The sequence below is a fragment of the Arthrobacter sp. G119Y2 genome, assembly GCF_038069765.1.
GTDB lineage: Bacteria > Actinomycetota > Actinomycetes > Actinomycetales > Micrococcaceae > Arthrobacter_B.
The window spans coordinates 435,051-459,045 of the sequence record NZ_JBBPFS010000002.1; the positions used below are offsets into that span (position 1 = coordinate 435,051).

22 protein-coding genes are annotated in these 23,995 nt (G+C 64.6%); 17 read left to right on the forward strand and 5 right to left on the reverse strand.

The features are described 5' to 3' along the window. Window positions 1-284 precede the first annotated feature (284 nt). From WKB88_RS05700 to WKB88_RS05740, 9 genes are all read left to right on the forward strand, one after another. Complete coding sequence (locus WKB88_RS05700; protein WP_341393564.1) at window positions 285-2,306, forward strand: acyltransferase family protein; 2,022 nt, start codon at window positions 285-287, stop codon at window positions 2,304-2,306. A 98-nt stretch (window positions 2,307-2,404) separates the two neighbouring features. After that, entirely contained in the window at window positions 2,405-3,592 is a 1,188-nt protein-coding gene (gene glf, locus WKB88_RS05705) for a UDP-galactopyranose mutase (protein WP_341393565.1), read from the forward strand. 92 nt (window positions 3,593-3,684) lie between these two features. Continuing rightward, the gene (locus WKB88_RS05710; RefSeq protein WP_341393748.1) at window positions 3,685-5,601 is read left to right on the forward strand and encodes a glycosyltransferase; all 1,917 of its coding nucleotides are present in this window, start codon (window positions 3,685-3,687) and stop codon (window positions 5,599-5,601) included. Between the two features lie 2 nt (window positions 5,602-5,603). Next, window positions 5,604-6,473 carry an ABC transporter permease gene (locus WKB88_RS05715; RefSeq protein WP_341393566.1) on the forward strand — a complete coding sequence of 290 codons (870 nt, stop codon included), beginning with the start codon at window positions 5,604-5,606 and terminating at the stop codon, window positions 6,471-6,473. A 2-nt stretch (window positions 6,474-6,475) separates the two neighbouring features. Next, the gene (locus WKB88_RS05720) at window positions 6,476-7,201 is read left to right on the forward strand and encodes an ABC transporter ATP-binding protein (protein WP_341393567.1); all 726 of its coding nucleotides are present in this window, start codon (window positions 6,476-6,478) and stop codon (window positions 7,199-7,201) included. Window positions 7,202-7,343: 142 nt separating this feature from the next. Beyond that, the gene (locus tag WKB88_RS05725) at window positions 7,344-7,934 is read left to right on the forward strand and encodes an acyltransferase (protein ID WP_341393568.1); all 591 of its coding nucleotides are present in this window, start codon (window positions 7,344-7,346) and stop codon (window positions 7,932-7,934) included. Then, the gene (locus tag WKB88_RS05730; RefSeq protein ID WP_341393749.1) at window positions 7,934-9,025 is read left to right on the forward strand and encodes a DegT/DnrJ/EryC1/StrS family aminotransferase; all 1,092 of its coding nucleotides are present in this window, start codon (window positions 7,934-7,936) and stop codon (window positions 9,023-9,025) included. The genes WKB88_RS05725 and WKB88_RS05730 overlap by 1 nt, the downstream gene beginning before the upstream one ends. Next, complete coding sequence (locus tag WKB88_RS05735; protein WP_341393569.1) at window positions 9,025-10,011, forward strand: Gfo/Idh/MocA family oxidoreductase; 987 nt, start codon at window positions 9,025-9,027, stop codon at window positions 10,009-10,011. Before WKB88_RS05730 ends, WKB88_RS05735 begins: the two co-directional genes overlap by 1 nt. A 161-nt stretch (window positions 10,012-10,172) precedes the next feature. Then, entirely contained in the window at window positions 10,173-11,264 is a 1,092-nt protein-coding gene (locus tag WKB88_RS05740; RefSeq protein WP_341393570.1) for a hypothetical protein, read from the forward strand. Between the two features lie 198 nt (window positions 11,265-11,462). On the opposite strand, the gene WKB88_RS05745 is transcribed toward WKB88_RS05740, so the two are convergent. The 4 genes from WKB88_RS05745 to WKB88_RS05760 all read right to left on the reverse strand — a co-directional run bounded on the left by WKB88_RS05745 (window position 11,463) and on the right by WKB88_RS05760 (window position 17,276). Further along, window positions 11,463-13,640, reverse strand: a complete 2,178-nt coding sequence (locus WKB88_RS05745) for a hypothetical protein (protein WP_341393571.1) — start codon at window positions 13,638-13,640, stop codon at window positions 11,463-11,465. A 125-nt stretch (window positions 13,641-13,765) separates the two neighbouring features. Next, complete coding sequence (locus tag WKB88_RS05750) at window positions 13,766-15,550, reverse strand: hypothetical protein (RefSeq protein ID WP_341393572.1); 1,785 nt, start codon at window positions 15,548-15,550, stop codon at window positions 13,766-13,768. Beyond that, window positions 15,547-16,527 (reverse strand): lysylphosphatidylglycerol synthase domain-containing protein, encoded by a 981-nt coding sequence (locus tag WKB88_RS05755; RefSeq protein WP_341393573.1) that lies wholly within the window; start codon window positions 16,525-16,527, stop codon window positions 15,547-15,549. Before WKB88_RS05755 ends, WKB88_RS05750 begins: the two co-directional genes overlap by 4 nt. Continuing rightward, window positions 16,524-17,276: a glycosyltransferase gene (locus tag WKB88_RS05760; protein WP_341393574.1), complete on the reverse strand. Its 753-nt coding sequence runs from the start codon at window positions 17,274-17,276 to the stop codon at window positions 16,524-16,526. The genes WKB88_RS05755 and WKB88_RS05760 overlap by 4 nt, the downstream gene beginning before the upstream one ends. Window positions 17,277-17,675: 399 nt before the next feature. Here WKB88_RS05760 and WKB88_RS05765 point away from each other — a divergent pair, with 399 nt between their 5' ends. The 8 genes from WKB88_RS05765 (at window position 17,676) to WKB88_RS05800 (ending at window position 23,491) form a co-directional block, all read left to right on the forward strand. Continuing rightward, window positions 17,676-18,653, forward strand: coding sequence for a D-alanyl-D-alanine carboxypeptidase family protein (locus WKB88_RS05765; RefSeq protein WP_341393575.1), 978 nt, complete (start codon window positions 17,676-17,678; stop codon window positions 18,651-18,653). A gap of 176 nt (window positions 18,654-18,829) precedes the next feature. Further along, window positions 18,830-20,056, forward strand: coding sequence for a CpaF family protein (locus WKB88_RS05770; RefSeq protein ID WP_341393576.1), 1,227 nt, complete (start codon window positions 18,830-18,832; stop codon window positions 20,054-20,056). Then, window positions 20,053-20,907, forward strand: a complete 855-nt coding sequence (locus WKB88_RS05775) for a type II secretion system F family protein (RefSeq protein ID WP_341393577.1) — start codon at window positions 20,053-20,055, stop codon at window positions 20,905-20,907. The genes WKB88_RS05770 and WKB88_RS05775 overlap by 4 nt, the downstream gene beginning before the upstream one ends. After that, window positions 20,904-21,845 carry a type II secretion system F family protein gene (locus WKB88_RS05780; RefSeq protein WP_341393578.1) on the forward strand — a complete coding sequence of 314 codons (942 nt, stop codon included), beginning with the start codon at window positions 20,904-20,906 and terminating at the stop codon, window positions 21,843-21,845. The genes WKB88_RS05775 and WKB88_RS05780 overlap by 4 nt, the downstream gene beginning before the upstream one ends. 45 nt (window positions 21,846-21,890) lie before the next feature. Continuing rightward, a complete protein-coding gene (locus tag WKB88_RS05785; RefSeq protein WP_341393579.1) occupies window positions 21,891-22,118 on the forward strand; it encodes a hypothetical protein in 228 nt (75 codons plus the stop codon). Next, window positions 22,115-22,540 (forward strand): TadE/TadG family type IV pilus assembly protein, encoded by a 426-nt coding sequence (locus WKB88_RS05790; protein ID WP_341393750.1) that lies wholly within the window; start codon window positions 22,115-22,117, stop codon window positions 22,538-22,540. The genes WKB88_RS05785 and WKB88_RS05790 overlap by 4 nt, the downstream gene beginning before the upstream one ends. Continuing rightward, entirely contained in the window at window positions 22,503-22,985 is a 483-nt protein-coding gene (locus WKB88_RS05795; RefSeq protein WP_341393580.1) for a hypothetical protein, read from the forward strand. Before WKB88_RS05790 ends, WKB88_RS05795 begins: the two co-directional genes overlap by 38 nt. Further along, window positions 22,982-23,491, forward strand: a complete 510-nt coding sequence (locus tag WKB88_RS05800) for a pilus assembly protein TadG-related protein (RefSeq protein WP_341393581.1) — start codon at window positions 22,982-22,984, stop codon at window positions 23,489-23,491. Before WKB88_RS05795 ends, WKB88_RS05800 begins: the two co-directional genes overlap by 4 nt. Before the next feature lie 11 nt (window positions 23,492-23,502). Here the strand turns inward: WKB88_RS05800 and WKB88_RS05805 are convergent, their stop codons facing one another. After that, on the reverse strand, window positions 23,503-23,826 hold the full coding sequence (locus WKB88_RS05805; RefSeq protein WP_341393582.1) for a hypothetical protein: 324 nt from the start codon (window positions 23,824-23,826) through the stop codon (window positions 23,503-23,505). Window positions 23,827-23,995: the final 169 nt, after the last annotated feature.

Sequence of the window (23,995 nt, forward strand, 5' to 3'; positions counted from 1 at the left end):
CGCCACAGCCTGACCGTTTCCGGTGCCGGGTTTCCCGTGCATTCCCCTGCCCTCACGGACGCCCCGCGGTACGCGCGGACGACGCGCGGAACCGCGCCAGGACGCCGCAGAGCTATGCAGGACGGTTCCATAAAAATGGAAGCGGCAGGGCCTGTGGGCGGGCCGGTGACGGCGGGCGGAAGCCCGGGTCGCCAAGGGTGTGGGGGTAGAGTCTATGGCTGAATCGCCTGTTCCAATGAGAGGTCTTTGTGTCGCAGCTACAAACGGAACCCCCCCGGGGCACCGTGGGTGTTACCCCTCCGACTGAACACAAGTCCCCGTTTCGGCCCGAAGTCCAGGGGCTGCGCGCTCTGGCCGTGCTCATGGTCGTCACCTATCACATCTGGTTTGGCCGGGTTTCCGGCGGGGTCGATATATTCCTGCTGATCTCCGCTTTCCTGCTGACGCTTTCCTTCATTCGCAAGGTTGAATCCGGGCTGCCCCTGGACCTTGGGCGGTACTGGCTGCGCCAGTTCAAGCGTCTGCTGCCGCCGGTTGCCGTGGTGCTGGCCGGCGTCCTGGCCGCGACGGGGCTGTTCGTCCCCCAGAGCAGGTGGAGCGAAATTCTCTCCCAGAGCTGGTCTTCGCTCCTGTATTTCCAGAACTGGCTCCTGGCGGCTGAATCCGTGGACTACTACGCGGTGGACCACAGTACGGCCAGCCCCCTTCAGCATTTCTGGTCCTTGTCAGTTCAGGGGCAGGTTTTCATTCTCTGGCCGCTGCTGTTCGCTGCATCGGCCTTCCTGGCCAGGACCGGCAGGATCCCTTTCCGCCGCGTTGTGCTGGCTGTTTTCGGCGCAGTATTCATTGTGTCGCTCAGCTTTTCCATCGCCGAGACCTACGGAAACCAGGCCCACGCCTACTTTGATACCCGCACCCGCCTCTGGGAATTCGCCCTGGGCACCCTGCTGGCCCTTGCCCTGCCGTATGTAAAGCTGCCGCGGAGCCTGAGGATCATGGCAGGCTGGCTGGGATTGGGCATCATGTTCAGCGTTGGTTTCCTGCTGGATGTGCAGGGCCAGTTTCCGGGGTACGTTGCACTGTGGCCCCTGGCGGCAGCAGCGCTGGTCATCACAGCGGGCCAGACCGGCAGCCGCTTCGGTGCCGACCGCCTGCTGTCGTGGAGGCCGCTGATCCGGCTAGGTGACATGTCCTACGCCCTATATCTGTGGCACTGGCCGGTACTGGTGATCTATCTGATCTGGCGCGGACGCGAAGAAGTGGGGCCGGTGGGAGGAACGGCCGTCATCGGTCTTTCACTTTTACTGGCGTACCTCACCACCCGGCTGGTGGAGCGGCCGCTGCGCTCCGCCGAATGGGCCAACAGGAACTCGGGGCGCTCCGCCGTGGTGATTGCCCTGTGCCTGGCTTTCGTCGCCGCGCCCGTTGCCGGCTGGGAGCAGGGGCTGCGGGTTCAGTCCGAGCGGGCACAGGCCAGCGCGGAGCTGAATAATCCGGGTGCCGCCGCCCTGGCGCCGGACTACGTCTACGCCGGTGATCCGCAGGCGCCCCTGCTGCCGACCCCGGAAGCGGGAGCCAAGGACTACGTGAGCCTGGAGACTCCCTGTACCCGGTATGCCAGCGGGGCGGCGGCCCTGCAGGGGAGCGGGTGCTCTGAGATCGTCAGCCCGGAGAACCCCGACAAGATCGTCGTGGCGGTGGGGAACAGCCATGTCCAGCAGTGGCTTGCCGGCTTGGCGCCGATAGCGGCGGAGAGAAACTGGGCACTGATTGCCCTCATCCAGGGCGGGTGCCAGTTTGAGACCCACCACGACAACTATCCGGATTCGTGCAATGAGCGGAACGAGCAGGCACTGGACTACGTCACCGAGCTCAATGCCGATGCGGTTGTCACCACCGCCACCTATTCGACCGTGGAAGAACCGTACGAGACCATACCGGGCGGGGTGGTACAGATGGCCCGGGAAGTCATGGACAGGGGGATGACCTTTGTCGGTATCCGCGACAATCCGCGGCACGACTTCCACATGGGAGGGTGTGCAGAGGACTACGGAGCAGACGCCCCGGAGTGCAATCTGCCCTACTATTCGGTGCGCAGCCCCTCCCAGCCGCTGAACGCCCTGCAGGCTGCCCTTCCCGACGCCAGGCTCCTCGACGTCGATGACCTGGTTTGTCCCGGCGGTGTCTGTTCCGCTGTCATCGGAAACGTGAGGGTCTACGTGGACGACAACCACCTGACCCAGACGTATGTCTCCACCATGGCGCCGGAACTTGGGCGGAGATTTGCAAGCCTTGTCGGGTGGTAGACACACCTGCCCCAAATGTCCCCATCCGAAAAACTCGGCTAACCTTGCAACCGGGTGTGCGCCCGGTTCGGCCATACCGTATCTAACAGGAGAAATAAGTGAACGTTGACCTCGTCGTCGTCGGAGCAGGCTTTTTCGGCCTCACCGTGGCTGAGCGCGCCGCCAAGGAACTGGGCCTGAAAGTAGCCGTCCTGGACCGCCGCCACCACATCGGTGGAAATGCCTACAGTGAAAAGGAAGCCCAGACGGGCATCGAAGTGCACCGTTACGGAGCACACCTGTTCCACACCTCCAACGAACGCGTCTGGGAGTACGTCAACCGGTTCACGGACTTCACCAACTACGTGCACAAGGTCTACACCAGCCACAAGGGCGAGGTGTATTCGATGCCGATCAACCTCGGCACGATCAACCAGTTCTTCCGCGCCTCCATGGGTCCCGCCGAAGCGAAGGCACTCATCCAGGAGCAGGCAGGCGAGCTGGCGGGCACCAACCCCTCGAACCTGAACGACAAGGGAATCCAGCTGATTGGCCGGCCCCTCTACGAGGCGTTCATCAAGCATTACACCGGCAAGCAGTGGCAGACGGATCCCAAGGACCTGCCCGCAGAGATCATCTCGCGCCTGCCCGTTCGGTACACCTACGACAACCGGTACTTCAACGACAAGTACGAGGGCCTGCCGGTCGACGGTTACACCGCGTGGATCGAGCGGATGGCGGACCACCCCAACATCCAGGTCCACCTGAAGACCGATTTCTTTGATGACGGGCATGAGTTCTCCCGCGATGCCACAAGCGGCCAGGTGCCCGTCGTCTACACCGGAGCCGTGGACCGCTACTTCGACTACGCCGAAGGGGACCTGTCCTGGCGCACCATCGACCTGGAGCAGGAAGTGCTCCCGGTTGAGGACTTCCAGGGCACTTCGGTCATGAACTACCCGGACGAGGACGTTCCCTACACCCGAATCCATGAGTTCCGTCACTTCCACCCGGAACGGGAATACACCAAGGACGCCACCGTCATCATGCGCGAGTTCTCGCGTTTTGCCGAGAAGGGCGACGAGCCGTACTACCCCGTCAACACGGCGGAAGACCGCGCAAAGCTGCTTGCCTACCGCGACCTCGCAAAGGGCGAAAAGGAAGTCCTTTTCGGCGGCCGGCTGGGCACTTACAAGTATCTGGACATGCACATGGCGATCGGATCGGCATTGTCGATGTACGACAATAAGATCAAGCCCCACTTCACCGGCGGGGCAAAGCTCGAAAGCGGAGGAGTTGACGCGTGAGCCAGCTGAAGACAGAAGAGAAGCAGGGCACCACCGGGGAATCCTCGCAGTGGCATACCCTGCAGCGGGTAATTTTCCCTGACCAGAGCCAGATGGATACTGCCCTGCTGTACGTGGACAGCGGCTCCGCCATGGGAGCGCAGTTCAACACCATGGACGGCTCCATGATGAAGTCGACCACCACGCAGAGCACCGAGGCGTCCGCATCGGGCGGCGAGGTCCATGTTGAGGACTTCCTCTCCCGCACCGGCACCATTGCGCGCCCCGGACAGCGGTTGTCCTTCGGAACCTATTTCAACGCTTTCCCCGCGAGCTACTGGCGCCGCTGGACCGACGTCGAGAATGTACGCCTCCGCGTCGAAACCAAGGGCGCGGGCGCCATCAGCGTCTACAAGTCCAACGCCCGCGGGTCCCTCCAGCACGTGGAGACCCGGCGCGTCGAGAACGGTACCGTTTCCACCTTCGATCTGCCGCTTAAGCCCTTCGGCGACGGCGGCTGGTACTGGTTCGACGTGGTTGCCGGAACAGAACCGATGGCAATTGTCGAGGCCGGATGGCTGGCACCGGGTGCGGCAAAGAAGCCGGGCTCGATCACGCTTGAGATCACGACCCTGAACAAGAACGAATTCTGCCTCAACAACCTGAAGATCCTGGCTGACAACCCGGAGGCGCTGGAAAACGTCGCCGAAGTCCTCATCGTTGACCAGGGCACCAAAAAGCTCGTGGACGCCGAGGGCTTCGCCGAAGCCGAGGCTGCCCTGGGCGGCAAGCTGCGGATGATCCACCAGGGAAACCTTGGCGGCTCCGGCGGTTTTGCCCGCGGCATGTACGAAGCCGTGGAAAACGGAAGCGACTACGCGCTGCTCCTTGACGATGACATCGTCATGGAACCGGAAAGCATCAGCCGGATGCTCACCTTTGCCGACCACTGCAGGACTCCCACCATCGTGGGCGCGCATATGTTTGACCTCTACAACCGGTCGGTGCTGCACACCTTCGGCGAGACGGTCAACCTCTTCCGCTTCCAGCCGGACCACCCGCTCAAGGAGCAGGTGCTCGGCCACGACTTCGCCCGCACCAACCTGCGCACCACGTCATGGATGCACCGCCGGGTCGACGTGGATTACAACGGCTGGTGGATGTGCATGATCCCCACCGAAGTCATCCGCAACATCGGGCTCTCGCTGCCGGTCTTCATCAAGTGGGACGACGCCGAGTACGGGCTGCGCGCCAAGGCTGCGGGCTACAACACGGTCTCCATGCCCGGTGCTGCCGTCTGGCACATCACCTGGGCGGACAAGGATGACGCTGTCGACTGGCAGGCCTACTTCCACAGCCGCAACCGCATCATCACGGCCCTGCTGCACAGCCCCTACCCGCGGGGCGGCCGGGTAGTGCGGGAAGGCAGCTTCATCGACATCAAGCACCTGATCTCCATGCAGTACTTCACCGCCCAGGGCCGGGTCATGGCGCTCAAGGACCTGATTGCCGGGCCTGACCAGCTGCACGACATCCTGCCCACCAGGTTGCCGGCCATCCAGGCGATGCGCAAGGAATACTCCGAAGCCCGGTTCGAATCGGATCCGGAAGCGTTCCCGCGCCCGGGCATGGTCAAGCCGCCGCGTCACGGACAGGGCTTCAAAGCGCCGTCGTACGTCACGCTCGTGCCGTGGGCAGCCAAGACGATCGTCCGCCAGCTGACCAAGCCCGTCGCGAAGTCCAGCATCGAACGCCCCCAGGCACGTGTGGCTCACCTCGACAACCGCTGGTGGCGGATGTCCCAGTACGACAGTGCGGTTGTCACCAACGCCGACGGTACGGCTGCTTCCTGGTACCAGCGCGATCCGCGCAAGCTCCGCGCACTGCTGGCCGAAGGTGCCCGCCTCAATGCGGAAATCCTGAAGGACTGGCACAAGCTGAGTCAGACGTACCGCAAGGCGCTTCCGGAGATCACGTCCATGGAGGCTTGGAAAGCGACCTTCGAAAAGCACTCGGAAGAGAGTAAATAAGCTTGTCTACCGGTGAACTTGTCACCCCCGGATCCGGGGGTGGCCTGCGCGACGTGCTGCGGTCGCGCTACCTGCTGAAGCTGCTTGTAGCGAAAGAGCTTAAGGTCCGCTACCGCGGCTCGGTGCTGGGGCTGTTGTGGTCCTACGTCAAACCCGGTGTGCAGTTCCTGGTGTTCTGGTTTGCGCTGGGTGTCTTCCTGGGACTCAACGAGAGCACGCCGAACTTTCCCATCTACCTGTTCTCGGGCATCATCCTGATCAACTTCTTCAGCGAGGCGCTGGGGAATGCCTCCCGGTCCATCGTGGGAAACGGCGGGCTGATCAAGAAGATCTATCTGCCGCGGGAGCTGTTTCCCGTGGCATCGGTCTGGGTCTCCGCAGTGCATTTCCTGCCGCAGCTGCTGATTCTCCTGGCCGCCGCGCTCTTCACGGGCTGGCGGCCGGGGATTTCGGAAATTGCGGCAGCCATCGCCGGATTCGTGATTGTTGCCCTGCTGGCCACCGGATTGGGCTTGTTCTTCGGGGCAGTGAACGTCTACTTCCGGGACTCCGAGAACTTTGTGGACATGCTGCTCATGATTGCCACCTGGGCGTCCCCGGTGCTTTACCACTGGCAAATGGTCCGCGACTCGCTGGGCCCCACGGCCCTGACCATTTACCAGATGAATCCGCTGACCACGGCGGTGGAGCTCTTCCACCATGCGTTCTGGCTTCCGACCACAGGGTGGGATGAAGCAGCGGTCATCGCCGAGACACCGCCGTCGCTCATCATGCTGTGGACCCCGGTGGCACTGGTCACGTCCGTTCTTGTCCTTCTGTTGGGGCAATTTACCTTCCGGCGGCTCGAAGGCCGTTTCGCACAGGAGCTCTAAACGTGTCCACAGCAATTGAAGTGCACAACGTGTCCAAGGAGTTTGTCCTTCGGCACACGCGGTCCATCAAAGAGGCCTTTGTCTGGTTCGTCAAAGGGCGCAAGGGCGACCTGTCCGAGAAGTTCTTCGCACTGAAGGACGTCTCCCTGGAAGTTAAGCAGGGCGAGTCGGTGGCACTGCTGGGCCTCAACGGCTCGGGGAAGTCGACGCTCCTGAAGCAGATATCCGGAGTCATGCTCCCGGACAGCGGCACCGTGGGCACCCGCGGCCGGGTGGCCGGACTCATCGAGGTGGGGGCCGGATTCCACCCCGACCTCAGCGGGCGTGACAACGTCTTCCTGAACGGTGCAATCCTCGGGATGAGCGAGGCCGAGATCCACGAGAAGTTCGACTCCATTGTCGAGTTCTCGGAAATCGGGCAGTTCATCGACACCGAGGTGAAATTCTATTCATCCGGCATGTACCTTCGCCTGGCGTTCTCCGTAGCCGTGCACACGGATCCGGAAGTTTTCCTCGTCGACGAAATCCTTGCAGTGGGCGACGAACCCTTCCAGAAGAAGTGCATTGCCAAGATCCGTGAACTGGCAGAGGAAGGCAAAACGCTCGTCGTCGTCAGCCATGATCTGGACCTGGTGGCCAAGATCTGCGAACGCGGGGTCCTGCTGGAACACGGCCGGGTTGTTATGGATGCGCCGGTGGCGGACGTGGTGCGGCGCATGCGCAGCTAGCGCCGGAGCGCTCCTTACAGCACCCGGCAGAACAGATGCTTCACAGGCACCCTGCGGCCCCTGCGGCCCGGGGGGACCGGCGAAGCCCAACCGATAGATTATTTAGCGTCACCCGGATGACGGGTGAGGACGGGGAATCAAGTTGGCAAACAACGTAGCCGACAGTGCGGATGTCGCTGACACCGCGGTTTTGGGCGAAGGCACCAAAGTGTGGCACCTTGCCCAGGTCCGCGAAGAAGCGGTCATCGGATCCGGAGGCATCATTGGCCGGGGCGCCTACATCGGCACCGGCGTGCAGATGGGGAAGAACTGCAAGGTCCAGAATTACGCGCTGGTGTACGAGCCCGCGAAACTCGGCGACGGCGTCTTTATCGGCCCCGGTGTGATTCTCACCAATGACACTTACCCCCGGGCGGTCAACCCGGACGGTTCACTCAAGAGCGCGGACAACTGGGAGGCAGTGGGCGTCACCATCAAGGACGGCGCCTCCATCGGTGCCCGTGCCGTGTGTGTGGCTCCGGTGACCATCGGAGCCTGGGCAACCGTTGCCGCCGGCACCGTGGTAGTCAAGGATGTCCCGGATTTCGCGCTCGTCGCGGGCGTTCCCGCGCGTCGCCTGGGCTGGGTCGGCAAGGCCGGGATCCCGCTGGTGCAGGACGGGGGACAGTGGACCTGTCCCGAGACCGGCCAGAAATTTATTGAAGAAAACGAAACTCTCCGAGAGGCAAAATGATGAATCAGGATTTCATTCCTCCTGCAAAACCGATTATCGGTTTGGAGGAACGCCAAGCTGTTGACGCCGTGCTTGCCTCGGGCCAACTGGCACAGGGGACCGAAGTCGCTGCTTTCGAAAATGAGTTTGCCGAAGTCCTGCTCGACGGCAGAGGCGCCGTTGCAGTCAACTCCGGCACGTCCGGGCTCCACCTTGGCCTGCTGGCTTCGGGAATCGGCCCCGGCGACGAGGTCATCGTTCCCTCCTTCACCTTTGCCGCCACCGCGAATTCGGTTGCGCTGACCGGTGCCACGCCCGTCTTCGCCGACATCGAGCCGGACTACTACGGGCTCGACCCCGCGTCGGTTGCCGCGAGCATCACGGACAAGACCAAGGGCATCATGCCCGTGCACCTGTACGGACATCCGTTCAACGTTCCCGCCATCTCCAAGATCGCCGATGACCACGGTCTGATGCTCTTCGAAGATGCGGCACAGGCTCACGGCGCCGCCGTCAACGGCCGCCGGGTGGGTACCTTCGGTACTTTCGGAACTTTCAGCCTGTATCCGACAAAGAACATGACCTCCGGCGAGGGCGGCATGGTCAGCACCGGAGATGCCGAGGTGGAGCGCCGTCTGCGCCTGCTGCGGAACCAGGGCATGGAACGCCAGTATGAGAACGAGCTGGTGGGCTTCAACTGCCGCATGACCAACATCCACGCTGCCATCGGCCGGGTCCAGCTGACCAAGGTCATGGGCTGGACGAAGCAGCGGCAGGCCAATGCGGCCTACCTCGATGCGAACCTCGAAGGCGTAGCCACCCCGAAGGTCGCCGAGGGCTACGAACATGTGTACCACCAGTACACGATCCGGGTCACCGAAGACCGCGACGGTTTCGCCCGGGCGCTCCGCGAAGAATTCAACGTTGGCTCCGGCGTGTACTACCCGGTCCCGAACCACGAGCTGGCACCGTACCAGGTCGACAAGGACCTGCCGCAGACCGCTGCCGCCTCGAAAGAGGTGCTGTCGCTGCCGGTGCACCCGTCCCTCTCGCAGAATGACCTTGAGCGCATTGTCGAAGCGGTCAACAAGGTTGCAAGGGCAGGCGCGTAATGGCAAACCTCCGTGCGGGCCTGATCGGGCTCGGAATGATGGGGCGTCACCACGCCCGCGTAGTGCGTGAGCTGGACGGCGTTGACCTGGTGGGCGTAGCCGACTCTTTCGGAGACCCCCACGGCGTCGCCGACAGGCTGCCGGTCTGCTCAAGCGTGGATGAGCTCATTGAGCAGGGCCTGGACATGGCCGTTGTTGCCGTGCCCACGGTCCTTCACGAAGAAATCGCGCTGAAACTCGCAGCGGCCGGAGTCCACGCATTGGTGGAAAAGCCGATCGCCAACGACTCGGCCTCGGGCACCCGGATTGCCCAGGCGTTCGAGGACGCCGGCCTGGTTGGCGCTGTGGGCCACATCGAACGGTTCAACCCTGCCCTGCAGAACCTCCGGGAACGCCTTGAAGCGGGCGAGCTTGGCGACGTTTACCAGATCTCCACCCGCCGCCAGGGCCCGTTCCCGGCGCGCATTGCCGACGTCGGCGTCGTTAAGGACCTGGCAACGCACGACATCGACCTGACGGCGTGGCTGGCCCAGTCCGCCTACGAGGATGTCTTTGCGCGGACCACCTCCCGCAGCGGCCGGGAACACGAGGACATGGTGTCAGCGGTCGGGCATCTGAACGGCGGCATCATTACCAACCACATGGTGAACTGGCTCTCGCCGTTCAAGGAACGCACAACGGTTGTGCTCGGGGAACGCGGCGCCTTCGTGGCTGACACCATCTCCGCTGACCTCACGTTCATTGAGAACGGCACCTTCCAGACGGAGTGGGAGTCCATGGCAGCCTTCCGCGGCGTTGCCGAAGGCTCCAGCACCCGGTTTGCGCTGGCGAAGCGCGAGCCCCTCAAGATGGAGCATGAGGCATTCCGGGATGCGATCCTGGGGAAGTCCCAGCGTGTGGTCACACTGTGGGAGGGACTCGCCACGCTGCGCGTGGCGGAAGCCGTGCTCGAATCCGCTGCGACGGGAAATGTCGTAAAACTGTAATCACCCGTATTTTCGAGGCAGAAGGGTCACGTCGCATGTACGCAGCGGCGTGACCCTTTACGATTGGTTCCAGCCTTTCAGCGGAGGAACCTATGCGCCACAGCAGTGCCCGGCATCGCGTTGCCAGCAGACCGGCAGACCTGAACCGGGATGCTGCGGCCGTGGGAATTTGGCTCTTTGGTGCCGCCGTAGTTGCCTCGCTGGCCGTCTACAACAGCTATCAGCTGACCTCCGGCGAGCCGACGCTGAGCAGTGTGGCGGCGCAGTTTGCCCGCTTCGATTACGTCCACTTTGACGATATCGCCCGGCTTGGGTATCTCCCCGAACCCGGAACCGCTTCCACGGCCGCCCCCTTGTATGCGTTTTTTCCTGCCATGCCGATGCTGCTCCGCCTGGGCATGGCGCTGGGGCTTTCCTCCATCATCACGGGCCTGGCGATCTCCGCCGTCTCCGGAGCCCTGGCGTCCGTGTGGATACGGCGAATAGCTGACGCCTACCTTCCCGGACTGGGGCTCAAAGCCGCCGCAGTGTTCGTGACGGCCCCGCCGGCCATCTTTCTGTACGCGCCGTACACCGAATCTTTGTTCCTGGCCGTGGGCCTTGGAGCCTGGTACTTCGGCATGCGCGGCAAATGGCTCCCCGCCGCCGTCTTCTGCGCCCTGTCCTGCACGGTCAGGATTTCCGGTGCCTTCCTGCTGGCGGCCCTTCTCGTTCTGTGGCTGACCCAGTACCGGGCCCGCGACGGCGGACGCCAGCCGCGGCCGCGCCGGGATTCGTGGCTGTTCCTGGTCATCCCCGCGGTTGTACTGGCCGGGTGGATGGCCTATCTGGCCTCCATCACCGGCGACCTGCTGGCCTACACCAGCGCGCAGAAATACTGGGGCCGGCACTTTGAATGGCCGTGGACCGCGCTGCAGATGACCGTCGGCACCTACCCGCCCACCGGCGGACCCTCCGTGATGGGTTACGCGGAAGTGATTGCGGCCGCCGCCGGTGTTGTCGTCACCGGCGTGCTGATTTACCGGAGGCTCTACGGAGAGAGCGTGTTTGTGGGACTCAACGTCCTGCTGCTGGCCACCTCGACATATTTCTATTCCGTTCCACGCTCAGCGCTCCTGTGGTGGCCGCTGTGGATAGGGATTGCCTACCTCCTGCGCAGAAGCAGGGCCGCGCTGTCCGTGTACCTGCTGTTGTCCCTCTGGGCCATGCTTTGGTGGGCCAACCTGTTCCTCAACGGGCTGTGGGCGGGGTAGCCGGGGGAGGGCAGGGTAGTCGCGGTGGGCAGGGTAGCCGCGGTGGGCAGGGTAGCCGCGGTGGGCAGGGCAGCGGCGGCCCGCCCGCGGCAGTGCGGGCAGGGAGGCCGGGAACGGCAGAGGCCGCCCGTCCGGGCGGCAGGCGGGGCCTGCCGGCCGGATGAGCGGCCTCCTTGCTTTCAGAGCCGGGCCGGAGCGCTACCCTTTGTCCGGTACCCGTACTGCGGCCCGGTCCCGGGTCCGGGGTCCGGGGGCGGGGGCTGGCTGCGCTGTGCGGCCGCGCCGTGAACGGACGGCATGGATGAGGCTCAGCAGCAACGCCAGTCCCCAACCGACGCCCATGGCTCCCAGACCGAGGTAGAGGCCCGGGGGAGTGAACTCCAGCTTCACTTCGGATGCCCCCTGGGGGACATCGACCGTGACAACGCCTGCCGGGCCTTCATCGACCTCCTGCACGGCGCCGTCCACGATGACCGAATAGCCGGGCCAGGCCAGCCGGGCGAAGACGAGCTCTCCGCCGGAAGGAGCCGAAACGCGGACCGTTTCAGCATCCCCGTCCTGTTCCGCGGAGAGGACGTCCAGCCCGGGTGACGCCCAGGAAACGGTTCCCGGGAACTCCAGGGGCTCCTGGCGCCGCAGGATATCGCGGTACTCGTCCGACTCGACGATTTCCCAGCCGGCGGGAAGCGGTGCGGCGTTCACATCCAGCAGGGTCTTCTGGACAACGACGGTCTCCAGCCGCAGTACGTCCGCCAGCGGCACCGGAATGCTCTCGGAGGCATCATTCCACAGCTGGTCGTACGCAGCCGGGCACGTCTCGCCCCGGTAGTTCATGCACAGCGCGTTGACGTAGGTGATGTAGCTGATGCCGCTGTAACGGTTGAGGCTGTTATCGACCCCGGCATTCAGGATCTGGTTTCCGTACAGCAGGGACCCGTTCACGAAGGCCGGCGCTTCCAGCCCGTTGAAGGTCATCAGCTGCAGGGTGTTGCCCTCGTAGCTTTCCGTTGATTCTTCCAGCACCTCGACGTCAACGGGGGACCCCAGGGCCGCGACCGGGTTTGCCGGGATGAAGGCGTAGCTCTGGAACACCAGGATGGAGGCCGTCCCGAAGACCATGACTGCGGCGAGCCCGGGGAAGCCCGCGCGGCGCCAGAGGAAGAGCGCCAGACCCAGCAGGGCGGCAATGTAGAGCCCGATGAGCAGCTGGCTGTGCAGTCCGTCCGGGTAGATGGCCCACGCGCGGTAGACGCCAAAGGCCACGATCGCCAGGGCGAACACCAGCCTGGCTTTGAACTTGGTGGCGCTGAGCCCGGCGGACAGGACGACGACGAAGATCACCAACAGGCCGAGGTAGAAGTACTCGATGAGGCGCAGCGGCCAGCGGAAAAGCAGGATGTGCGAAGGAGCGTAGGCCAGCAGGAAGTACACGCCGGTGACGATGTACAGACTGGAGATTTGGCGGCTTCGGGCGGCAATTGAACGGAAGTTCAACCAGGGCAGCAGCGGCAGGATAAACCAGGCCAGGAAGGCCGACGGAACGGACTCGATGGCTCCGAAGAAGTTGCTTGTGGGCGGCCGGTAGTTCGGCATGCTCAGCGCGGTCAGGTCGCCGATTCCCGGAACCAGGAACATGTCATTCGCAATGATGTTGCTGGTACGCGCGGTGACCTCTGCGGAGAGGGGCAGGGGGAAGAACACGAGCACTGCCGTCAGGCCCACCGCCAGTGCGAGGAAGAACAGGGTGACCAGTCTCTTGCTCTTTCGGGTGAGCAGGAGTTCAACGCCGACTGCACCGCAGACCACGATGATTCCGACGGCGCCGTAGGGGTTCCCGGCGGTCATGGTCAGGAAGCCCAGGAGGAAGGGCAGCAGGGGATTGCGGTTTCCGTGCATGGCCCTGCGCAGCGACCACCAGAACAGGGTGACCCAGGCAAAGGCCATGAGGCCGCCGGGCCAGCGGGCGGCCTCGTAGAAGAGCGTGAACCCGCTGAACGGGATGGCGATGCCTGCGGCTGCCGCAAGCCACCTGTTGGCTCCGTAGCTCCGGGCCAGCAGGAAGGTGCCGAGGGCGAGGATGGCCATGAACTCGGCCACGACAATGAACGAAGCCAGGGCCAGGTTGCTGATGTTGGCCACGGCCATGAAGTTCAGCAGGTTCAGCGGATTCCAGATCCCGTAACCCACTTCGGCGATGTAGTTTCCGCCCACCCAGCCGGCGGGGTCCATGAGTTCGAGGTTTCCGTTCAGGAGCTCCTCGCCCAGGCTGCGCCACACCGGAAGGAACGACTGCATGGTGTCGTCCCAATAAAAGAACGTGGGGCTGAACAACCGGGGAATGAAACACAAAGCCACGGTGATGAGCGGGACCAGCACAGCGATGTGCCAATCCTTCAGGGACTTTCTGTCCGTTTTTACTGCCGTGCCTGGAACTCGGGACGCCATTGTTTCCTAACTTGCGACGTTGGTGCTTGTGCTGGGCTGCTGACTTGTCCTCGGGCTTACCCGGTCTTGCGGAGGACCACGTTCTGGATCGCGTTGACGGGGTTCAACACTGCGGACCAGCCCAGCCTCTGAAGCTCCGGAAGGCGCTCCGCCTGGCCGCCCTCCAGAACCATGTAGCTGACGCCGTATCTTTCCGAGATACGGTCCAATTCTTCAGAGCTTAGGCTGTTGTACGCCCGGGGGTCACCTTGGCGGCACTGGTCAACTCCGCCCATCTCCCCGAGGCGCTCCTGCCATTGAACCCACGGCTCGCCGCCGTAGGGGATGTTTTTGCAGTCCGCAATGACGCCGCGGTAGGTAGCCGCACGTACGTAGGCTGCCAGCGGCGGAGCCAGGAGGCTTTCACCAGCCGGAACAACTTCTTCCACGGCTTCACCCCATTCACGTATATCAGAATCGGGGATGTACCCGGTCTGAAGGCCGCGAAGCGTCAACCCGCCGGAACCGGCCGCAGTGCCGAGGAAAAGCACGATCAGGGCCGTTGCACACCAGCGCGTGGCCTGAACGGTGATTTCCGGGCGGCGGGACCGCAGGACAACAGGGATCAGGACCAGCAGGAGGTAGGCCCCGGCGAAAAGGGCGCTGAAGGGGATGACGGGCTGCCATGACCCGTCCAAGAGGTACTCCCAGGTCAGGACCAGAATCAGGAGAACTGCCGGAAGGTTCCTGGTCCTCAGGCGGAAGACGGGCAGCAGGAGTGCCATGACGGCAAACGGCATCACCAGAGCGCCCAGGCGGTAGACGTTCAACCCCTGGGCCAGCTCCCCGAAGAACGGAACGGACAGGACGTTGGCCATGAGGCCGAGGAACAGCCCAACCATCGGCAGGCCGACGACGGCGGCCCAGACAGTCCGTCCGCCGAAAGGTTCGTAGAGGAAAGTTAAAAGTGCGAGTCCAATGATCGCTACCGAGAAGATCACCGCGGAGCTGCCCCAGAGCTGGGCCGCGCAGTGATACGCGATCAGCTCGTTGCAGATATCGACAAAGTCAGCGGTGTTTGCCGCCACCGGCCGTGCCGCCAGCCCGCCAAGCACGATGGCCGCGGTGAGGAGCAGGCCGGCCGCGGCGGCCTTTGGAAGGGTGCGGCGGTGCAGGGCCTGCACAAGGATCAGGGCGGCCAGGAGGACGGACACAACCGCTCCCTGCTGCACATGGACCACGGCGGCCAGCACGGCTGCTGCAAGCATCCACTTTTCGCGCCCCGTGAGGGCGGCGGCTATGAAGAGCAGGGTGAGGTTCGCGGACACAACGGCCGGTATCGCCAGGGCCAGCATGGAGGATCCGGTCCCGACCACCATCCACGGTGAGAGCGAAGCGAGGACGGTTGTAGCCGCGCCAAACAGCCACGGCGTGTTCGGCGCCCACTTCCGGCTCAGGAAGGAAACGGCCAGGCCGAAGGCTGCCAGCCCGGAACACCAGAAGAGTACGTAGACCGTGCCCAGAATGCCCAGGGAACTGCCCAGGTAGGTCAGGGAATCGAAAAACCAGTGCGGCTGCGGTGCGGCCTCCAGGAACCAGTCGCCGGCGTACCTGCTGGGGTCCGCCCAGTGCAGCCCCAGGGCGGACAGCACATAGTGGTCGCCGGTGCCTGCGCTGTATCCGCCGGGCAGGCCGGAGTGCAGACCGCGGTTTCCGCTGTTGGTGAGCACCCCCAGGAGCAGCGCTGTGGCAGCAGCCTGACCGTAGACGCCGCCGGCAAGCCTTCGCAGCGCGGAGGGCGGCGCCTGCCGGAGTGAAGCGGTATCTTCTTCAGCTGCTTCCGGAGGGGATGGAAGGCTCAATCACGCTCTCCCGGCAGTCCCCGTTTGATGGACAGGAATGCCACGCCGACACAAAGGAGATCCGCCACCGTAAAGAGCAGGCGGGAGAGGAGCGCGATCGCAGTGGCCGCTCCGACTGACATGACGGACGCCAGCGCCAGGCCGACGATCGCTTCCCGGGCTCCGATTCCCGCGGGGAGCAGGAACGCCACAACGCCGGTGGTCATGCCCAGGGCCAGCGCCCCGGTCAGGAAGAAGAGTGTTCCCGGTTCCAATCCGGCTTCATGGCTGGAAAGCAGCCACAGGTGTATGCCGAAGAAGGCATACATGCCGACGCCCAGAATAAAGGAATGGATCATGGTCTTGGCCCTGATCGGCGTCGGAAGCGGCTCCCGGCGGAAGATGCGCAGGACCAGGTTGACCAGGAAGGTGACAACCCGCGGGTGCATGGCCAGCAGGACCACCGGCAGGAGGATGTACAGCCAGCGGAGCGAGGGCTGCTGTTCCCCCAGCGCCGGCAGTGCCAGGGCCCCGACGACAAGCGAGGCACCCACGGTAATGCCCGTGCTGACCAGAGACGCGACGAAAACCTGGGCGCGGCCCAGCCCCTGCTTGCGGCCCAGCTCCATCTGCAGCACGAAGGCCCATACCGAGCCCGGGACGTATTTTCCAAGCTGGCCGATGAGATAAATCTTGTTGAGATCGCCTCTTTGGGCACCCGCAGCTTTATCGCTGTCCAGGACGCCGAGAAGGATGACGCGCCACATCATCATGCCCAGGAGGACGCCGGGGATCAACAGAACCAGAGCCGCGGCAACCTGCCACCAGGCCATGGAGAAGACGGTGGCCTTTACCTCGGGCCACTGGGTGAAAATTGCGTAGACTGCCGCCGCGAAGACGAGGACCAGCAGTGCGCGCCGAGCAAAATCTAGGATCTTCTGCCGCTTCGTCGGGGGCGCGGAGATCGGGGCATCGGGCATGGACTCTGGCTGGCTCACTTTCCGGCCGCCTCCGGCTGCGGGCGAACGGCAAAGCGCCGCTTTTGCCGGCGAAGGCGTCCCAGCCCCACCGCCATTTTGACGACGTCCTTGGGCTTGACGCTTGTCTCTTTTTCGCCCTGCACGGTGGTGAGCGTAACGGGCACCTCGGCAATGGACTGCTTCTGGGCCTCCGCGGCGAGCACGATCTGCGTGCTGAAGAGGAACCCGGGATCATCGAAGTGCTGGTGCATCTGGCGGATCCAGGTGCCGTCAACATTCATGGTGCCCTGCGAGTCTCCGATCTTGGAGCCCAGGATCAGCCGGCGTGCGGCCTTGAACCCGCCCGTGCTGAGGCTGCGCAGCAGTCCTCTTCCGGCCTGGGAGCGGGGATGCGCTTTGGACCCGATGATGAGGAGGGGCTGCTCCGGGAGTGCGGCTGCGGCCTCCAGATCCGTGAATCCGAACGGCAGGTCATCCGCGGTCAGCAGGACCCGGCGGCCCTTGCTGGCGGCAATTCCGCACCGCAGGGCGTTTCCCATTCCCTTGGGGCTCTGCAGCACCTGGAACGAGACAAACGGAGTGTCCTCTGCGTTCTTCAGAGCAGTCAGATAGCTGTCATCGGAGGAACCGTTCTCCACGATGATGATCTCGGTACGGCCGGCTTGGAGGTAACGTCGCCATTCCTGTAGGGCGGGCGCCAGAACGGGCCCGCTGTTGTGGACCGGAATCACCACGGTCAGATCCGGCGTAGTCTCGTCGAAAGTCAAGAATTCCCTCGTATGTTCAGTGCTGTGTGCGCGTGCAAACGCTGTCCTGCACTACGCATGACGATGGAGCAGGGTGTCGAGTAGTGCAGGCAGGGTTTAGCTTTTGCCTGCCGATGTGAAGCCGCCCCGGACGGTCCCAGGGATAATGCTGAGGCCGAGTCGGTCCCTGAGACCTGATAATTGTACAGGGTACCGTTCCTGGCCCCGGTCACCGCGTCCCTGGCCTACACCGGCGGCGCCGTGTCCGGTTCGCCGGGCCTTGCTTTCCTTTCACCTGATCCGCCGAGAGCGGCGCCGCGCAATGGCTGCCTGCGTTCCGCTCCTGTACGGTTGCAGGCGGGCCAACGGGCAAACGCAGGCCTGCAGAAAACAGTCCCCGGGGCTTTGCGAAGGAGGAGCGTGCGCATCAGAGGATCCATCGCCGTCCGCTCGCTGCTTACGGCGCTTGCCATCGTGGCAGGCAGCGCGGTAGCCGCTGAAGCGGGTTACGCGGAGGAAGACGCAGCGGGCAGCGCATTGAGCGACGTGTCGCCGGTGCTGGGTGCGCCCGTCGGACCCCGGACCTGCGGGCTGCGCGACGGCGGATGCTCCCGCGACTACCGCTACGGTTCCATGGTGTGGTCCCAGCACACGGGTGCCGAACCGGTCAGCGGCGCCATCCGATCCGCCTGGCGGGAACACGGAGCCGAAGCGGGGGCCCTTGGCTACCCGGTGGACGCCCGGACGTGCCGTCAAGGGACCTGCACCCAGCAGTTCCAACGGGGAACGGTCACGCGGTCGAAATCAGGCGATACCTCGGTGCGGCTGGACATCGACGATCCGGCGAGCACTGCCGTCGTCGTCAACAAACAGCGGCCGCTGGCTCCCGTTTCCTACGTCCCCGGCGACTTGGTCGGCGTGGACGGACAGCTCCTGCGGGAGGCTGCAGCCTCGTCCTTCGCACTGCTGAAGGAAGCCGCGGCGTCTGAGGGCGTGGAGCTTGCCGCTGTCAGCGGTTACCGTTCCTACGAAAGCCAGGCGCAGCTTTATGCCGGCTACTCGGCCCGGTACGGCCAGGCCGCCGCCGATACGATTTCCGCACGTCCCGGCCACAGTGAGCACCAGACCGGACTTGCGGTGGACATAGCCGCTCCGGACGGCACCTGCTCGCTGCAGGCCTGCTTCGAGGACACGGCGGCGGGGAACTGGGCAGCAGAGAATGCCCATCGCTTTGGGTTCATCGTCCGCTATCCGGAGGATGCGTCGTCAATAACGGGCTACGCGTATGAGCCCTGGCATCTGCGCTTTGTCGGCGCCGATCTCGCACTGAGCATGCACGAGCACCCGTCGGGGACCCTCGAGGAGCATCTGGGCCTGCCGTCCGCCGAGCACTACTGACCCGGCCGAATACTCGAACCGGGTAACGCTACCCGGTTATCCACATGCCCGGCGGCTACCCTCGCCAAAAACGGCATGCACTCCTAGTCTGTTGGCCGTGGCCCGCAGACGGGCCGCGCCAGTCTCGCGTCAGGGCGGTCTCCTCCGTCCCTGCGTGCTGAACCGGGGGGACAGCAATGGATGCGGTTGCAATTGTGGAGGACGAGGTCCGGGAACTCATTCGGGTCCGCGGCCTGGATCCCGGAAGCCAGCTCGCGGAAGTCCGCCGGCTGGTTGCAGAGGCAGTCACGGATTACGACGAGCGGTCCCTCCTGGGGTCGCTGCCTCCTCTGGGCGTGCTGGAACAGGCCCGCCGCCGGGTCTTCGACGCCGTGGCCGGATTCGGCGCCCTGCAGCCGCTGCTCGACGACCCCACGGTTGAGGAAGTCTGGATCAATTCGCCCACCGAGATCTACGCTGCCCGCGACGGACGGTCCGAGCTGACCTCCCTGGTCCTGTCCGCGGACCAGGTGCGGGATTTGGTGGAGCGGATGCTGAAAAGTTCAGGCCGCCGCCTGGACCTGTCCTCGCCGTTCGTGGACGCCTCGCTGCCCGACGGGTCGCGGCTGCACGTGGTCATTCCCGACATCACCCGGCGCCATTGGGCCGTTAACATCCGTAAGTTCATTGCCCGTGCCAGCCGGCTGGAACACCTGGTGGAGCTGGGAACCCTGACCCCGCAGGCAGCCAGGTTCCTGGGTGCGGCCGTTGCCAGCGGGCTGAACGTCCTGGTCTCCGGAGCCACGCAGGCCGGCAAGACCACCATGCTGAATTGCCTGGGAGCATCGATCGGACCGCGGGAACGGGTGGTCACCGTGGAGGAGATCTTCGAACTGCAGCTGCCGCTGCGCGACGTGGTGGGGCTGCAGTGCCGGCAGTCGAACCTCGAGGGCATGGGGGAAATACCGCTGCGGCGGCTGGTCAAGGAGGCGCTTCGCATGCGCCCGGACCGGCTGATCGTGGGCGAGGTCAGGGAGGCGGAGAGCCTGGACATGCTGATTGCGCTGAATTCAGGCCTGCCGGGCATGTGCAGCGTTCACGCGAACAGCGCCCACGACGCAGTCACGAAAATCTGCACCCTTCCCCTTTTGGCCGGGGACAACATCTCCAGTGCGTTTGTGGTGCCCACCGTCGCTTCCTGCATTGACCTGGTGATTCACTGTGCGCGGAACGCCGCGGGGAAACGGCAGGTGATGGAGATCATGGCCCTGGGCAGCCGGGTCGAGAACGGAATCATCGAATCGTCGTCCATTTTCCAGCGGACCGACGGCCGGCTCGAAGTCACTGCCGCCTCCATGCCCGCACCCGAGAAGTTTGCCCGCGCCGGCTTCAACGTCGCGGAACTCCTGGAAGTGCAGCCGTGAGCGCGGCCGCGGGGCTCCTGCTGGGGCTCGGACTGTTCCTGGTCTGGCGGTCCTGCTGGGTGGTGCCTCCGGTTGCCGCCCGCAGGCCGCGCAGCAGCCGGCTGGAGGACGAACTGCTGCAGGCCGGTATCCAGCGGGTGACCCCGCATGCCGTTGTTGCCGCCAGCGTGGCTGCGGGACTCCTGGTTGCAGTTCTGGTGTTTGCCGGAACCGGTGCGGTGCCGGTGGCCGCCTGCTTTGGCCTTTTCGCCTCCGGTGTTCCGCTGGTCCTGGTTCGCTGGCAGGCCCGCAAACAGCGCACTTCGCGGGCCGAGCTGTGGCCGGACGCAGTGGACCACCTGCGCTCCGCCATCCGGGCGGGACTCTCCCTGCCCGAGGCCCTGATCCAGCTGGGCGAAAACGGGCCCCGGGAGCTGCGGCCGCCGTTCCGCGAATTTGCCGCCGACTACCGGGCCGGCGGCCAGTTCGATTCCGCCCTGACGAGGCTGAAAGCCAATTTGGCGGACCCCGTTGCTGACCGGATCGTTGAAGCGCTGCGCCTGACCCGGGAAGTCGGGGGATCCGACCTGGGCCGCCTGCTGGGCACCCTCAACCAATTCCTCCGGGACAACGCCAGAACCCGCAGCGAACTCCTGGCCCGCCAGTCCTGGACCGTCAACGCCGCCCGTCTGGCCGTTGCTGCCCCGTGGATTGTCCTGATGCTCCTGGCCACCCGCCCCGAAGCGATCAGCGCCTACAACTCTGCAGCCGGAGCAACGGTGCTGGTGGCCGGAATCGTAGTGTCGGTTGTCTGCTACCGGCTGATGCTGCGCATCGGAGCCCTGCCTGAAGAGGAACGGGTCCTGAGATGACAGCGCCGTGGTTCCTTGCCGTCTGCTGCGGCCTAGCCCTGGGTTCCTCCGTCTGGTTTGCTGCCCTGCGGCTGCCTCCGCTGCGCCCGGTCACCTTCAGCGAACGCATCGGACCGCAGCTGCGCACCGGCGGGCACGGCTCGAGGCTGCTTTCATCGCCGGCGGGCGACCTCACCCCCTTCGGGCCGCTGGAACGAATCCTGCGGCCTGCCCTCCTCCTCGCCGTCCGCCGGCTGAACCAGCTCAACCCTGTCACCCGGGATCTGGAACGCCGGCTGGCCCGCGCGGGGAGGAACATGACTGTCCTGGATTACCGGGCGGAGCAGGTGCTCTGGACCGGAGGTGGCTTCCTTGCCGGCGGCGCGGTCACCGTCTGGCTGGCCAGCATCGACAAAACGGGCGTCACCGGAGTCATCGCAGGCACCGTTCTGGGCGCAGTCCTCGGATTCGTGCTCAGGGACTACCGGCTGAGCTCGCAGATCAAGAACCGCGAAATACGGATGCTGGCAGAATTTCCCAGCCTCGCGGAAATGATGGCGCTCGCGGTGGGGGCCGGAGAAAGCGCGAACGGCGCACTGGAACGCATCGCCCGGACCGCACACGGCGAACTAGCCGGAGAATTCGGGCGCATCCTCACTGAAACTCGCTCCGGCATACCCCTGACGAACGCACTGCAGAACTTCTCGGACCGGGTTCGCCTGGCACCGCTGTCCCGGTTTGTCGACGGGCTGACGGTGGCGATTGACCGCGGCACTCCCTTGGCAGATGTCATGCGGGCGCAGTCCCAGGACGTCCGAGACCTGGCCAAACGCGACCTGATGGAAAGCGCCGGCAAGAAGGAGATCGCCATGATGGTCCCCCTCGTCTTCGGCGTCCTTCCGCTGACAGTGATCTTCTCGATTTTTCCCGGCATCTCCCTGCTGGGGATTGGACTGTAGGACCCTCCAATGAACTCCAGGACCCTCCAATGAAAGGAACCTCCCATGCGAATCCTCAACGCACCGCAACAACTCCTGCTCCTGCTCGGCACCGCGCTGCTCGTTCGGCTGACCCACACAGTGCAGGACGGGGACCGGGAACGCGGCGACGTCCCCGGCTGGGTCATGATCACCCTGATGTCGGCCTCGCTTGTTGCACTCATCATGGTGCTGGCACAGGACGCTCTCAAGCTAATGTTCGAATCAGCCATGGCAAAGGTAAACAACACCTGACCGCGTGGAGACGCCCTGCGGGGCCCGCCGAGGAAGGGCGGGACACAGGGTCGGCGGTGGTGGACTTCGTGATGGTCGGAGCGCTGGTGACGCTGCTCTTCATGTCCATTGTCCAGCTGGCGCTTGTGCTGCATGTGCGCAACACCCTGATTGATGCCGCCGCTTCCGGAGCCCGCTACGGAACCCTTGCGGACCGGACACCGGCTGACGGGGCCGAACGCACAGCCGACCTGATCCGGGTTGCCCTCAATGACTCGTGGGCCGAGGACGTGAGTTACACGGAGACTACGCACGGAGGGGTCCGGATGCTCCGGGTCACGGTACGGGCGCCTCTTCCCGTGCTGGGGTTCCTTGGACCCGGCGGCGGATTGGAGGTGAGCGGGCATGGATTCTTTGGGTACGACACCGCCGGCTCCGGCTGATACCGCGGCTGCGGGCACCGCGGAAGAAACAGCCGATCCCGAGACCGGCAGCGCGATAGTGGAGTTCATTTTCCTGGGGCTGCTGCTGCTCGTGCCCGTCATCTACCTGATTGTGACGGCTAGCCAGGTGCAGGGCGCTGCCTTTGCCGCCGCCGGCGCCGCCGAGTCAGCGGCGAAGGCGTATGTCGCGGCGGGCGACCCCGTCACCGGCGAACAGCAGGCGAAGCTGGCCGCTGAACTGGCGTTCACTGATTTTGGTTTCGAGGCGGGGGGTGTGCTGCTGGACATCTCCTGTTCGGCGGAATGCCTGGCGCCGGGCTCCACCGCGACGGCGCTGGTGAGCTTCGACGTGCCGCTGCCGCTGGGATCGGGTCTTCCGGGGGAGGGCTTTGCCCCCGTGACGGTTGATGCCGCGTCCACTCAGATAGTGGAGCGTTACGGATGAGCGGCCGTGCCGGCAACGCACCGCTCCGCGCCCGACTGCCTTCCTGTCTGCGTTCCCGCCTACGCTCCTCGGGCAGCGGCGAAGAGGGCCAGATCGGGGTCCTTATCATCGGATATCTCCTGGTGAGCCTGCTGGTGCTCACCGTGGTGATGGGGGCATCCGCCCTGTATCTGGGACACAAGAAACTGCTGTCGGCGGCCGACGGAGCCGCCCTTGCCGCGGCGGACACCTTCTCGCTGGCCCCGTCGGGGAACCCGGCCGGGGGACCGGCCGCGGTACTGGCACCTGCAGCCGTCCAAATGGAAGTGGACCGGTACCTCGCGGCAACCAGTGCAGCCGACCGGCTGCCGGGACTGGCTGTCGCCGCCGAAACCGGGACGGACGACGGGCGGACCGCCCGGGTGGTGCTTACCGGCGTCGTGCATCCGCCGCTGGTGAACTTCCTGGTCCCGGACGGAATCCCGATTACGGCCGTAGCCGAGGCGCGGGCACGGCTGAGCCAGTAGGCGTGCCGGGCTCAGGACGCCTTGGCGTGATCCTGTGCGGCAGCAGGCGGATGGCCCCAGCCGTCGTGGTCGATGTCCAGCAGCTCGCCGTCGTCGCCGTAACACAGCGTGGCAGGCTCTCCAAACAGATCGCAGTCCGGATCCGGGCAGCGGTCCTTGATGGAAGCCCTGTACTCGTTGGAAAAATGCAGGTCCCACTCATCGGTCTTGGTCATGGCCCAGGGATCACCTTCGGCGGCGAGCGCTTCAAGCTCCTCCAGCGTGTATTTTCGCCCCGATTCCGGGTGGCGGACGGGCGCCGGGGCAGGTGTTCCTTCGGCTTTCCGGTTACTCACAGTCGGCTCCTCCTGCGGTTCGGTTCGGAACTGCTCACTGACAAAACCAAGATACGTCCGAAGGCAGGCAAACCCGGAACCGGCAGGCCGGCGTGTGGAAGATGCCATCTGCCGGGACGGCACCGGCAGGGTTTCCCCGGCCAGCGACGCGCCGTGCTCATGGCGTAGG